12 protein-coding genes are annotated in these 13,607 nt (G+C 55.7%); 5 read left to right on the top strand and 7 right to left on the bottom strand.

Annotation, left to right across the window (positions count from 1 at the left end):
• The 5 genes from choW to betI all read right to left on the bottom strand — a co-directional run bounded on the left by choW (position 1) and on the right by betI (position 6,047).
• Positions 1 to 846 carry a choline ABC transporter permease subunit gene (gene choW, locus NH461_RS24405; protein WP_261603548.1) on the bottom strand — a complete coding sequence of 282 codons (846 nt, stop codon included), beginning with the start codon at positions 844 to 846 and terminating at the stop codon, positions 1 to 3.
• A 113-nt stretch (positions 847 to 959) separates the two neighbouring features.
• Positions 960 to 1,910, bottom strand: a complete 951-nt coding sequence (locus NH461_RS24400) for a choline ABC transporter substrate-binding protein (protein ID WP_261603547.1) — start codon at positions 1,908 to 1,910, stop codon at positions 960 to 962.
• A gap of 216 nt (positions 1,911 to 2,126) precedes the next feature.
• Positions 2,127 to 3,848, bottom strand: a complete 1,722-nt coding sequence (gene betA, locus NH461_RS24395; RefSeq protein WP_261603546.1) for a choline dehydrogenase — start codon at positions 3,846 to 3,848, stop codon at positions 2,127 to 2,129.
• Positions 3,849 to 3,913: 65 nt separating this feature from the next.
• Positions 3,914 to 5,374 carry a betaine-aldehyde dehydrogenase gene (gene betB, locus NH461_RS24390; RefSeq protein WP_261603545.1) on the bottom strand — a complete coding sequence of 487 codons (1,461 nt, stop codon included), beginning with the start codon at positions 5,372 to 5,374 and terminating at the stop codon, positions 3,914 to 3,916.
• 70 nt (positions 5,375 to 5,444) lie between these two features.
• The gene (betI, locus tag NH461_RS24385) at positions 5,445 to 6,047 is read right to left on the bottom strand and encodes a transcriptional regulator BetI (protein WP_255390836.1); all 603 of its coding nucleotides are present in this window, start codon (positions 6,045 to 6,047) and stop codon (positions 5,445 to 5,447) included.
• A gap of 734 nt (positions 6,048 to 6,781) precedes the next feature.
• Between betI and NH461_RS24380 the strand changes: the two genes are divergently transcribed.
• Positions 6,782 to 7,156, top strand: coding sequence for a DUF3316 domain-containing protein (locus tag NH461_RS24380; RefSeq protein WP_261603544.1), 375 nt, complete (start codon positions 6,782 to 6,784; stop codon positions 7,154 to 7,156).
• Between the two features lie 147 nt (positions 7,157 to 7,303).
• A complete protein-coding gene (locus tag NH461_RS24375) occupies positions 7,304 to 8,254 on the top strand; it encodes a universal stress protein (RefSeq protein ID WP_261603543.1) in 951 nt (316 codons plus the stop codon).
• A 255-nt stretch (positions 8,255 to 8,509) separates the two neighbouring features.
• On the opposite strand, the gene NH461_RS24370 is transcribed toward NH461_RS24375, so the two are convergent.
• Positions 8,510 to 9,418 (bottom strand): aldo/keto reductase family oxidoreductase, encoded by a 909-nt coding sequence (locus NH461_RS24370; protein ID WP_261604627.1) that lies wholly within the window; start codon positions 9,416 to 9,418, stop codon positions 8,510 to 8,512.
• A 101-nt stretch (positions 9,419 to 9,519) separates the two neighbouring features.
• On the opposite strand from NH461_RS24370, the gene NH461_RS24365 reads away from it, so the two are divergent.
• The 3 genes from NH461_RS24365 (at position 9,520) to NH461_RS24355 (ending at position 13,451) form a co-directional block, all read left to right on the top strand.
• Entirely contained in the window at positions 9,520 to 9,936 is a 417-nt protein-coding gene (locus tag NH461_RS24365) for an XRE family transcriptional regulator (RefSeq protein WP_261603542.1), read from the top strand.
• A 396-nt stretch (positions 9,937 to 10,332) separates the two neighbouring features.
• Positions 10,333 to 11,859 carry a M28 family metallopeptidase gene (locus NH461_RS24360; RefSeq protein ID WP_261603541.1) on the top strand — a complete coding sequence of 509 codons (1,527 nt, stop codon included), beginning with the start codon at positions 10,333 to 10,335 and terminating at the stop codon, positions 11,857 to 11,859.
• Positions 11,860 to 12,188: 329 nt separating this feature from the next.
• Positions 12,189 to 13,451 (top strand): hydroxymethylglutaryl-CoA reductase, encoded by a 1,263-nt coding sequence (locus NH461_RS24355; RefSeq protein ID WP_261603540.1) that lies wholly within the window; start codon positions 12,189 to 12,191, stop codon positions 13,449 to 13,451.
• Here the strand turns inward: NH461_RS24355 and NH461_RS24350 are convergent.
• The gene (locus NH461_RS24350) at positions 13,448 to 13,603 is read right to left on the bottom strand and encodes a hypothetical protein (protein WP_261603539.1); all 156 of its coding nucleotides are present in this window, start codon (positions 13,601 to 13,603) and stop codon (positions 13,448 to 13,450) included. The two genes, NH461_RS24355 and NH461_RS24350, sit on opposite strands and share 4 nt — an antisense overlap.
• Positions 13,604 to 13,607 lie beyond the last annotated feature (4 nt).

Raw genomic sequence — 13,607 nt, 5'->3', positions numbered from 1 at the left:
TTATCCCTCTTTACTCTGGCTCGGGGTTTTACACAGGCGGTCCAAGATAATCGCGACCAGAACAATCGCCAGGCCCGCTTCGAAGCCCTGCGAGATGTTGACGGTGTTCAGTGCGCGGATCACCGGTTTCCCCAGTCCGTCGGCACCGACCAGCGCCGAAATCACCACCATCGACAGCGATAGCATGATGCACTGGGTGATCCCTGCCATAATGTTTGGCATTGCCGCCGGCAGCTCCACTTTGAACAGCAGCTTCCACCGGTTGGCCCCGAAGGCCTTACCCGCTTCGACCAGCTCTTCCGGAACACGACTGATCCCGAGATAGGTCAGGCGGATCGGTGCGGCAATGGCAAAAATAATGGTAGAGATGAGCCCCGGGACCACGCCCAGGCCGAACAGCACCAGGGTTGGGATCAAGTAAACAAAGGTCGGGATCGTCTGCATCAGATCCAGGATCGGTCGCATGATGGTATAGAGCCACGGCTTGTGTGCCGCTGCAATGCCGACCGGAACCCCGACCAGCACGGAGATCGTGGTGGCAGTCAGCACCAGTACAAAGGTCTCCAGCATTTCTGGCCAGTAGCCCAGGTTCATGATCAGCAGTAATGCCGCCACCACGAAACCGACCAGCGGCAGGCTACGGTGCAGAAACCAGGCCAGTGCGGCGGTCATCGCGATTGGCACTGCCGGCGGAAACCATTTAAACAGGTCCACCAGCAGCATGATGATGGTTTCCAGGCTGTATGAGAGTGAGTCAAAAAATCCAGCGGCGTTGTAGGTCAGCCAATCGACAAAGGTTGCCATCCAATCGCCCAACGGGATCTTATGCTCGGTGATAAAGTCCACGGTCACTCCTTATTCAGGGTCTGTTATTACTTTCTAGTTTTCGTTGTTTTCACCGCCCTGCCCTTGCGGCCATACAGAGTTGCACGGCCACAGGGCAGGGCTGATTTCAGTGCTTAGCTTTTCAGGTAGCGCGTGACCGCAGCAGTAGCATCACCGCCATCACGGGCTTTGACCTTATCCAGCCATTTTTCCAGCGCTTGCGGGTTGGCTTTCAACCAGGCTTTCGCCGCCTTGTTCGGCTTGACGTTGTCATTGAGGATGTCACCCATCAGCTGGTTTTCCATCTCCAGAGTGAATTCAAGATTTTTCAACAACTGGCCGACATTCGGACACGTCTCCAGGTAGTCCTGACGCACGTTGGTATAAACGTTGGCACCGCCGTAGTTCGGACCGAAGTAGTCGTCACCGCCATCAAGATAGACCAGCTCAAAGTTGCTGTTCATCGGGTGCGGCGCCCAGCCCAGGAAGGCGATCCACTGCTCGCGATTCACGGCACGCTTGACCTGCGACACCATGCCCGCTTCGCTCGATTCCACCAGGCGGAAATCTTCCAGGCCGAACGCGTTGTCATCGATCATTTTCTGGATCAGGCGGTTGCCGTCGTTGCCCGGCTCAATGCCGTAGATGCGGCCACGGAACTTGTCTTCAAATTTCGCCAGATCAGCAAAGCTGTGCACCCCGGCGTCGTAAACGTATTTCGGCACCGCCAGGGTATATTTCGCCCCTTCCAGGTTGGCACGCACGGTTTCGACTGTGCCGTTCGCACGATATTTGGCGATATCCGCTTCCATGGTCGGCATCCAGTTCCCCAGGAACACATCAATGTCTTGGTTCGCCATGGAGGAGTAGGTGACCGGTACAGACAGCAGCTGGGTGTCGGTTTGATAACCCAGACCTTTCAGCACTTCGCTGGCGACTGCGGTGGTGGCGGTAATATCGGTCCAGCCGACATCGGAAAATCGTACAGTCTCGCACTGAGCGGCAAACGCGCCAGAAGCGGAAAGGCTCAGAGCCAGAGCCGAACTACCCATGACCAGTGTTTTCAGGGTTGTATGTGTCTTCATGACTTTTCCTTTTCTCCGTTTTATCTTTTTAGGTTTTTCAGGCCGCAAGAGGCCCCAGGCGCTTCCCTGCCCGCTGTCATGGCGTCGCAGAAGATAAGCCTGTGTGATTCATTTCGGCGAATACTCGCCGTTCGTCTTACTTTCGCCGAGCTCCTGAGCTTCCTGACTTTGACCCATGCAGGTCGGTGTGAAGCAGGGCCGCAGCGTACAACTCGGTCAGCTTACGACAGCTGCTGGTTGTTGACTGGTCTCCTGCGGGCGCTTCGCCTGGCCGGAGCGCTGCTGACTTTCCCAGTTCGGCGCGATCCAGGTCGGCGCATCGGAAGGAGCCAGCGGGGCTTTCCCCAAAATGGCATCGGCCACTTTTTCCGCCACCATGATGGTCGGCGCATTGAGGTTGCCGTTCGGGATGGTCGGGAAAATGGAGGAGTCGACTACACGCAAGCCGTCAATCCCACGTACCTGGCAAGCTGAGTTCAGCACCGCCATCGGATCGGTGTCTGCGCCCATCTTGCAGGTACAGGAAGGGTGGTAGGCACTTTCGACATTCTGGCGCACCCAGGCATCGATTTCGGCATCGGTGTTGACCGCCGCGCCCGGTTGGATCTCGGTGCCGCGATAGTGATCCATCGCCGGCTGGGCGAGAATTTCACGGGTCAGGCGGATACAGTCGCGCCAGTCCTGGCGATCCTGCTCGGTACTGATGTAGTTAAACTCAATATTTGGTTTCTGGTGCGGATCCGCAGAGCCAATCCAGACCCGGCCGCGACTTTCCGGTTTATTCGGACCGACGTGGACCTGAAAACCGTGGCCGTCAAAGGCCGCCTGACCGTCATAGCGCATGGCTGCCGGCAGGAAGTGATACTGGATGTTCGGCCATTTCAGCCCGGCGCGAGAGCGAATAAACGCACAAGATTCAAAATGGTTGGTCGCACCCAGGCCGTCTTTGCGCAGGATCCAGCGGGTTCCGATCAAACCCTTGCTGATCAGCCCCAGCTTGCTGTTGAGGGTGATCGGCTGCTCGCACTCATACTGGAAGTAGACTTCCAGGTGATCCTGCAGGTTTTTGCCGACGCCCGGCAGCTCGTGGGCGACTTCAACGCCGGCCTGCTCCAGCACAGCTTTCGGACCAATGCCGGACAGTTGCAGCAACTGCGGTGAGCCGACTGAGCCTGCCGAAAGCAGTACTTCGGTATTGGCGTAGATCGATTCAATCTTGCCGCCTTTTTCAATCTCGACCCCGATCGCCTGCTTGTTTTTCAGCAGCACTTTGCGGGTCACCACGCCGGTTTTCAGCGTCAGGTTACGACGTTTCATCGCCCGGCGCAGGTAAGCATTTGAAGTCGATGCCCGCACGCCGTGATTAACCGTCATATGCATCGGGCCAAAGCCTTCTTGCTGATAACCATTGTAATCGTCGGTTTTCGGATAACCCGCTTCCTGACCGGCATCAATGAATGCCGCGTACAGTGGGTTAAGTTTCATGTCATTACCGTTACAGGTGGCCACCGGGCCATCGCCGCCACGGTAGTCATCTTCACCGCCAATCCAGGACTCGGCGCGACGGAAATACGGCAAACAATCCTGATAACGCCAGCCCTCAGCACCGTGTTCAGCCCATTCATCAAAGTCGCAGGCATGTCCGCGGACATAAACCATCCCGTTGATGGATGAGCTGCCACCCAGCACCTTGCCGCGCGGGCAATGCAGCTGGCGATCATCGAGCCCGGCTTCCGGCTGGGTTTCAAACTGCCAGGCATAGCGGTCACTGTTCATCGGATACGACAGCGCGGTCGGCATCTGGATAAAAATGCTGCGATCTGTGCCCCCGGCTTCCAGCAGCAGCACCTTATGCTCGCCCGAAGCGGTCAGTCGGTCGGCCAGCACGCATCCGGCCGAACCGGCACCGACAATGATGTAATCATATGTTGTAGTCATTTGAGCTCTCCTGTCATTCTGTCTTCTGGCTGTGGAAAGCCCCGGCTGACACCGGGGCCAGCGCGTTAGTCATACGGACATTCAAGATCGCCCAGTTCAATCAATACGCTCTTGTTCTGGGTGTAGTGGTTCAGGGTTTCGATCCCGTTCTCTCGGCCAATCCCCGATTGCTTATAGCCACCGACCGGCATCTCGGCCGGTGAGCCACCCCAGGTATTCACCCAGCAAATCCCGGCTTCAATTTGAGCAATCACCCGGTGGGCGCGTGACAGGTTCTGGGTAAAGACCCCGGCAGCCAGGCCGTATTGGGTATCGTTGGCACGGCGGATCACTTCGGCTTCATCGCTGAAGCGCAGCACCGACATTACCGGGCCAAAGATTTCCTCTTTCACCTGCGGCATGTCGTCGGTGCAGTCGGCAAAAATGGTCGGCTGAACAAAGTTACCGTTCTCCAGGCCGTTACCGATTTCCCGCGCACCGCCGCAGATCAGTCGAGCGCCGGATGCTTTCCCGGCTTCAATGAAGCCCAGCACTTTTTCCATGTGATCGCGGGAGATCAGCGCGCCGATCTGGGTTTGCATATCCGCCGGATCGCCAATCACCAACTTGGCCGTGCGTGCTGCCAGTTGATCCAGGAACGCATCGTAAATTGAGTCGTGAACAAACACTCGGGTACCGTGCGTACACACTTCGCCCTGGGTGTAGAAGTTGGCCATCATGGCGGCAGACACTGCGTTCTCCAGGTTGGCATCATCAAACACCACCAGCGGCGATTTACCGCCCAACTCCATGGTGATGTCTTTCAGCGAGCCCGCCGCATCAGCCATCACTTTCTTGCCGGTGCCACATTCACCGGTGAATGACATCTTGGCAATCTGCGGGTGGCGCGACAGCATCTGACCGACGCGGTAATCCCCCTGCACCACGTTAAACACGCCATCCGGCACCCCGGCTTCAGTGAAAATCTCTGCCAGTTTCAGCGCGGTCAGCGGGGTTTCTTCCGACGGTTTGAACACCATCGCGTTCCCGGCGGCCAGCGCCGGGGCGGATTTCCACATCGCGATCTGGATCGGATAGTTCCAGGCACCAATTCCGGCACACACACCCAACGGCTCGCGGCGAGTATAGAAAAACTGGTTATGTCCCAGATCCTGCTGCTGACCGTGAATGGTCGCAGCCAGCCCGGCGTAGTACTCAATCACGTCGGCGCCGGTCGCAATATCGACCGCAATTGCTTCCTGCAGCGGCTTGCCGGTATCTTTCACTTCCAGGGCAGCCAGCTCGTCGTTGCGCTCACGCAGGATCGTGACGGCTCTCATCAGGATCCGGCCCCGCTCGGCACCACCCATCGCTGACCAGACTTTGAAACCTTCGTGCGCCGAAGCAACGGCGCGCTCAACATCGGCGCTTGAGGCCTGGCCGATTTCCGCCAGCGGCTCGCCGGTCGCCGGGTTGTAGGTCAAAAAGGTTTCGCCAGAGGTTGTCTCAACCGCCTGACCATTGAGGTAAAGAGATTTCATTGTCATCAAACTGCCTTCAGAATTCTTACGTTAGTCATTGCCGTAATGCGACCGCCCGGCCGCACTTCAATCGTGCTTACTGGCCTGATGCGTTCAGCGCCACCAGCTGCTTATCGAGATAATCCAGGATGATCCGCTGCGCCTGCTGCGGGCAAATCCCGTCCGGATTCAATGCCCCGCGCAACCAGATCCCGTCGATTAGCGCCGCAATGCCCTGAGCAACAAACGCCGCGTCCTGCGCCGGAAGCACCCGCTTGAGCTCACGCCGCAGATGGGAGAGCAGACGTTTTTCATTCACTCGCTGCAACCGGTACAGCGCCGGGTCATGCATCGACTGAGCCCAAAACGCCAACCAGGTTTTTACCACCTTATTTTCAACCTGATAGCTGTCGAAGTTGGCCGCCACAATCGCCTTGATCCGTGCCGTCACATCCTGGGGGTCAACCGCACTCAAATAGGCAATCGAGGTCGCGGACAACTGACGCAGGACCGAGCGCATGGTCTCTTCCAGCAAACCATGCTTGCCACCGAAATAATGATTGATGATCCCGGGGGAAACCCCGGCCTTCCGGCTGATCAGGGCCACACTGGCCCCGGACAATCCCACCTCATCAATCACCGCCATGGTCGCTTCGACCAGCTGCGGCCGACGTATTTCCGGCATCCCAACCTTCGGCATAAATGTTACCCAAATGTTTTTTGATTGAACGGTTAATTAAAAACAAATCTACACGATCCCCGTGCCAGATCAAGCAAATTGTTTCGTGCAGTAATCTTTAACAACACGAACGATTAACCAAGATCAACAATAAATAACTGAATTTAAACAAATAAAATTGAAAATGATTTGTTTTCAAAAAATATAATTGTTTCGAGCAAAAATGACTTTATCGAATCTGTTTTTCAGACAAGCCTGACACGCTCATTCAGCGATTCGACATCGCTATCCGCCCTCAGAACGGGTGAAAAATCCATCAAAAGTCACTCAAAAACAGTTCAAAATCAGGCAGGGATCCGCTCCATTCCGGGATCATGTCAGGCCACAGCATGTGAAGCTCCAAAATTAATTAGCACTCTAATCTTTAAGCGGGTAATTCACAGCAATGACGGCACAGTTCAGACCCACGCTCGGGCCATGACCAGATCAGACGATAGAGGCGAGACTCAGGGATAGTCCCGAGAACGGTTCAAAAATTACTTTTTGTTAACTCACATTTCAGGAGGCGTGCCAGGAGATGATCGGCGGGCCGATTTGCGACCCGAGAGCTTCGGACATAAAATTAGGGGTATAAATTAGCGTACAACAATAACTCACAAAAAGTAGGGGCGAGGCACCAGACAGACTGCGCGATGTCCACCGGCCGCAGCACAGCCACTGTCTGACACACAGACTTCGCGTGGAGGAGAACAGCCATGAAGAAATCCCTCACGATCGCCACCCTTGTGATGTTCAGCTCCTTGTTCAGTACAGGCGTTGTCGCCGATCACTTCGCAACCATCGACCGCTATCAGCATCAAAACGGTTTTTATACCCTGCGCACCGATCTGGTTTCGAGCAAAGAAGCCGCCTATCAGCAAGGCCACCAGCTCATGGAAACACTGTCCCGGCAGAGCGCCTATGATCTGCACCGGACCCTGCGGGTACCCATCAACCGCCTCGATGTCCGTTCAGTGAAAATCGACGACAGCTATGTCACGGTCAGGGAGCTGTCACGTAAACCCGGTACCATCGAATATCAGGGACTGGTGGAGGTGTTCTACCATTATCGCATCCGTGCCCACCGCTGATCCCAATCAGCGGTTATTTCATCGCCCCACGGTAATCTTCCCCATCGGTTGCCAGCACCACCTCTGAGAATTTCCGGACACCAGTGGCACAATCAGCCCTCCATAGACCACACTGTCTGATAGACCTACAGTTCCCCGGAGGCTGAAATGACGTACCGTCACTTCCTTTTTCCCCTGGCGCCCAAGCAGGCCCTGGACGCTGCATTTCATCAGGCGCTACACGTGGCGAATCTGATCCAGGCCAAAGTCACGCTCCTGACCGTTATCGAAGAGTTAGCCGAACTGGCCGACCTCAGCCGTTACTCGGTTTCAACCCTCAGCCTGCTCGAACACGCGACACACGAGTGTCAGCGGCAACTGGACCAGCACAAACAGGATTTACAGGCTCAATACCCGGATATTGAGTTTCAGAGCCAGGTGGTCACCGGGGTGCCTTATGTAGAGATCATCAAAGTCGCCTCACAACTTCAGGTGGATATGATCGTGATTGACGCCCACCGCGAACACAAAGAAACCGCCTGCCAGTGGGGCACGTCCACCCGCCACCTGATGCGTGAATCTGAAGTGCCGATTTGGGCCCTGCACCAACAGCAAGAGCCCCCCAAACTCGCGCACATCGTGGTGTCGCTGGATGTCAGCCATCTCGACAATACGGCGCTGAACGAGAAACTGCTGTGCCATGCCTATGAGTTTGCCATCATCAATGAATCCCGGTTGTCGCTCTGTCACGCCTGGGAGCTGGAGAGTGAGGGATATTTACGGGACTGGAGCCGCTGCAGTGATCTGGAAATTGCGGTCATCGCCCAGCAACTCCGGGACGATCGGGAAGATCGACTGGCCCAGCTGATGGCTGATTATCCGCACAGCCGGGTGCCGATGCAGATGATCATGCTCGAGGGGAACGCCAAAACCGTACTGCCGGACTATATCAACAACCACGACGTTGATTTGGTGATCATGGGCAGCCTGTCGCGCACCGGCATCGCCGGTTTTGTGATGGGCAATACCGCCGAGTATATGCTGGATAATATTCAGTGCTCGGTGATCACCCTCAAGCCGGATCGATTCCATAGTCCACTCCTGGGGGATGACGACTGACGGCACGCCGTGCGCCGAAGCTTTAACGCAAGCTGCTTCGATGCAAGAAGCTTTAACGTAACTTTAACGTAAGCAGCGTTGACGCCATAAGCTTCGACACAAACAGCTTTGACGAAACAAGCTCGACGCCTAAAGCCAAACCCCAAAAGGTGACAACGTCACCCAAACAGCCAACACCAGCACCAGCACCAAAAAAGCCTCACGTGCGGGACGTGAGGCTTTCGATCACAGGCAAAAACGTCTGCGGGTTGTCGCTTACGGCACCCCGTGGCCTTTGGAGGCCACCCAGACCCGGAACCACTGCTCACGGGTGAGTTCAATGTTCAGTGCATCCACGGCCGCCTGCACCCGATCAATTTTGCCGGAGCCGATAATCGGCAGCGGCTTGGACGGCAAACGACGCACCCAAGCGTAAATCACCTGATCGATACTTTGCGCGCCAACTTCTTCACGGATCGCTTCCAGCTCGTTGCGTACCCGAACAGCCTGCTCTGACTGACCGGAGAAAATCTCACCACCAGCCAGACATGACCAGGCCATCGGCTTGGTGCGCTTCATCTGCAACTGATCCAGCGTGCCGTCATGGGCCACTTCAAAGTTCAGCGGATTAATCTCCACCTGGTTGGTCACCAACGGCGCATCCAGGCGCGATTGCAGCAGTTCAAACTGCGACGGGCTAAAGTTCGAGACCCCGAAGTGTTTCACTTTGCCCTGCTGTTTCAGCTCGGCAAACGCCTCGGCCACCTCATCGGCCGCCATCAGTACATCCGGGCGGTGGATCAGCAGGACATCAATCATGTCGACCTGCAGGCGGGCCAGGGAATTGTTCACCGACTCGACAATGTGCGCCTTGCTGGTGTCGTAATGATTGATCCGTTGCGCCGGATATTGGTCAGAGCACAGCTTGATATCGCACTTGGTCACAATCTCCAGTTGATCGCGTATGCTCGGCTCCAGCGCAAGCGCCTCACCAAACAGGGTTTCACAGCGATAGCCACCATAGATATCGGCATGGTCTACCGTGGTGATCCCCAGTGCCAGGTGCTGCTTTAGAAAATCCAGGCGCTGCGCCGGGGTCATGCCCCAGTCTGCCAAACGCCAGTAGCCCTGGACCAGCTCAGAAAATTGTGGTCCCTGCGGCGTTAACTCAACTTTTGCCACCATGTGGTTGGCTCCCTCTTGCGTCATCATTGCCGACCATCCTAGGCTTGTTTCCCCCCTGTCGCAATGTTATAACCCCCACCCTTCGAACCGGAGTACGAACTATGTCATTTGCATCACGCCTGAAATCACTGATTGGTGAAGAGAGCATCAGCGGCTTTGCCCGCCGGGTCGAACTCAGTGAAGCCCTGATCCGCAAATACTTAAACGGCAGCGAACCAAGCCTGAGCAAAGCCAATCAAATCGCCATGAAAGCCAATTGCTCACTGGAGTGGCTCGCCACCGGTTGTGGCTACCTGTATCGCCAGGCCGAAGTTGTGGACCGCGAGGCGTTGCATGCTGCCTATGCCCATGTTCACGGCCATGAACTCACCGCCGAAGATGCGGCCAAACTGCATCAACTGGTGACCGGTTATCAGTTCCTCCGGGCCCATAAGAAAGCCGACGGCTACCTCGATATCAGCGCCATGGCGACCTTCCTGGCAGTTGCCCAGAAAGATGAGCCCGCGGCGTCGAAGTAATTGCATGATGTGACATCGCATAAGTTAAAAGCGCATGAGTTGGGTACACATAAGTCGCGACGACCGAGATACCACGCGATGACAAATCAACCTTTACCAGGTAACCCGCTCCGACGGGTATCAATCGCAGGATGAAAGCAAGCCAAGCCCAAATACTCAGTTTTCCCGTTCCTCTTCTATCAAATTTTAAATCTTGCCCATCCGCTCATTTTCTCCGTTTAATATCAACAACCCTCAGATAAACCCTATTTCACGCTGAAATACAGACATCCAAAACGCTACTGATGATTTTGTGACAACCTTGCGTTACATGTTGATTCAAAAGGAATAACTTCGCTTTCCAGCCAAACTGACCTACGTTTTGTTGATTTTATAAAAATCTCCAGGGAGGAGAATATGAGAAACACAACGTTATTGGCTTTCCTCATTTCAACGGTTTGCACCCAGGCTTATGCCGAAGATAAAGTCTGGATCTCCATTGGTTCAGATGCCAGTGAAACCGTGAAATCCGTCATGCAACACAACGCTCGCGCTTTATTGCCGGAGTCCTTGGCCAGCAGCGGACCCGTATGGGTTGGGCAGGTGGATTCCAGTCAGTTGGCGGAGCTTTCGCATCACATGCACGAAGACCATCAACGCTGCGGCGGTTATATGGTCCATTCATCTGCAGAAAGTGCCATCGCAGCCAGCAACATCCCGCAGTCTCTTGCTGCTTTTCCGATCCCTGTGATCAGCCAGCAAGACACCGTGAACGCCTGGTTGCCTCAGGTCAGTTCACAAGCAATTACCGGCACCATCAGTTCATTGACCAGCTTCATCAACCGTTTTTATACCACCACTTCCGGCGCGCAAGCATCCGACTGGCTGGCCAATGAATGGCGTTCGCTGAGCACCGCTCTGCCCAATGCCAGCGTTACCCAAGTGTCGCACTTTGGTTACAATCAGAAATCCGTCGTATTGACAATCACGGGCTCAGAAAAACCGGATGAATGGATCGTACTGGGGGGACACCTGGATTCCACCATCGGCTCACATACCAATGAGCAGAGTGTCGCCCCCGGGGCCGACGACGATGCCTCAGGGATTGCCAGCGTGACGGAAATTATTCGTGTGCTGTCGGAGAACAATTTCCAGCCAAAACGCAGTATTGCCTTCATGGCCTATGCCGCCGAAGAAGTGGGATTGCGCGGCTCCCAGGATCTGGCCAACCAATATAAAGCCGAGGGCAAAAAAGTCATTTCTGCCTTACAGCTGGACATGACCAACTACCAAGGTTCGGTTGAAGATATTGTCTTTATCACGGATTACACGGACAGCAATCTGACCACGTTCCTGAGCCAGTTGGTTGATGAGTATTTGCCAAGCTTAACCTACGGGTTCGACACCTGTGGTTATGCCTGCTCTGATCACGCCTCATGGCATAAAGCCGGTTTTTCTGCGGCCATGCCTTTTGAATCGAAGTTCAATGACTACAACCCGATGATCCATACGACGAACGACACGCTGCAAAACTCAGATCCTACCGGTTCACATGCGATGAAGTTCACCCAACTGGGCCTCGCCTACGCCATCGAAATGGCGAGTGCTGTTGGCGGCACCCCACCACCGCCAACAGACAATGTACTGATTGACGGTGTACCGGTGAACGGTTTGTCCGGAACAACGGGTAGTCAGGTGCGATATCGCTTTGAACTGCCGGCACAGAAAACCCTGCAAATCAGCACGTCCGGCGGCTCGGGAGATGTTGACCTGTATGTTGCACACGGCTCAGAAGCCAGCAAACAGAACTGGGATTGTCGCCCGTACCGAAATGGAAATAACGAAGTGTGTACCTTTACCGGGGCGACACCGGGAACCTACTCGATATTACTCGACGGCTATCGCCAATTCTCGGGCGTCACCCTTCAGGCATCGACTCAATAGTTCAAGCTGAGTCTTCCGTGTGCAGAGACAGAATCCCTCATGATTCATCTGTCTCTGCGTCTGTATCACCCTCACCGGAAACCTTCTGGTTTCCGGTTCTTTGGGGCCGAACAGCCTCCTGCCCCTGAATGCCCACGCATATCATCCTTCACCCGGCGCAACCACAGGCGTTGTATATCTGTGCCATATTGTTGGTGCAGGCCGTCCAACACCGGCATCAATGCCATGGACTCCCCTCTGGCGGATCGTCGCTATCGCCAGTGGCAGGAGTAGTAATTTCAATTCCAGACGCTACAATCAGCGGCCAACTTTAGCGAAGAAGTATTGCTATGCCTAAACTCAACCTGCACCGCCGGGATTACCTGACCTCCGTGCTCAGCCATTTGTCTGCCGAGGAAATGCAGCAGCGCCTGAGCCCGGATCACGCCACCCCGGTGCGTAAACTTCCCCGCTCCCCGTTCCTGACCCCGAGCAGTGTGGAAAAACGCTGGCAGGTTTTGGACAACGACGACGCCAAAGCCCAGCTGCTCGATCCCGCGACACAAGCGCAGATGCCCTGCTACCAGAAAAATATCGAGAACTTTATCGGTACGGTCAAACTGCCGGTCGGGATTGCCGGCCCGCTGCGGGTCAACGGCCTGTTTGCCCAGGGCGATTACACGGTGCCGTTGGCAACGTCAGAAGCAGCCCTGGTGGCTTCTTATCATCGCGGGGCGCAGTTGATCACCCAGGCGGGCGGCGCCACGGCGATGTTACTCAATGAAGGGGTCACCCGCACGCCGTGTTTTGCCTTTGCCGATCTGGCGCGCGCCGGACAGTTCGTCGCCTGGGCCGTCACGCAGTATGATGCCTTCAAGCAGGTGGCCGAATCCACCACCCGCCACGGTAAATTGTCGGATATCAGCGTCAATATTGAAGGCAACCACGTCTACCTGGTATTCGAATATCTGACCGGGGATGCGTCGGGCCAGAACATGGTGACCATTTCGACCAACGCGGTGTTTGAATATATTCTTCACCACACCCCGGTGAAACCAACGCAAGCCTACCTGGACGGCAACCTGTCCGGCGATAAGAAGGCCACCGCACAAACCCTGCGCAGTGTGCGCGGCAAGAAAGTCACGGCAGAAGTTCACATCCCCCCGGCGCTGATCAAACAGTATCTCCACACCACACCGGCCCAAATGGCGGACTTTACCCGGATGACCACGGTCGGCGGCACGCTGAGCGGCAGCATCGGGATCAACGCCCACTACGCCAATGCGCTGGCTGCGTTCTATATTGCCTGCGGCCAGGACGCCGCCTGCGTGGCTGAATCAGCGGTCGGGATCACCCGGATTGAAATGGCGGACAATGGCGATCTCTACGCTTCGGTGACGCTGCCAAACCTGATGCTGGGCACCGTCGGCGGCGGTACTTCCCTGCCCAGTCAGCATGCCTGCCTGGATCTGCTCGGCCTGGTCGGCAGCGGCCAGTCACAAGCGCTGGCCGAGGTCTGTGCTTCCCTGTGTCTGGCGGGCGAGCTGTCGATTGTCGGCGCTTTCTGTGCCGGTCATTTCTCACGGGCCCACCATAAACTCGCGCGCGGCTAACCCATCGCTGCGACCAGCACCTGACAATGCTCCGGACACACCTGCGCACCCACGCAATAGAGACAAAAAAGCGTCGGCACGGTTGCCGACGCTTGTTGAGATTGAGTCAGGAGCAGGTTTTCCTGCCCCGTCGACTTGGTTATACAGCTCACCTTG

The organism is Photobacterium sp. TY1-4 (assembly GCF_025398175.1).
GTDB lineage: Bacteria > Pseudomonadota > Gammaproteobacteria > Enterobacterales > Vibrionaceae > Photobacterium.
The sequence above is the reverse complement of the archived record's forward strand: the minus strand, read 5'-3'. Positions and strand labels throughout refer to the sequence as shown.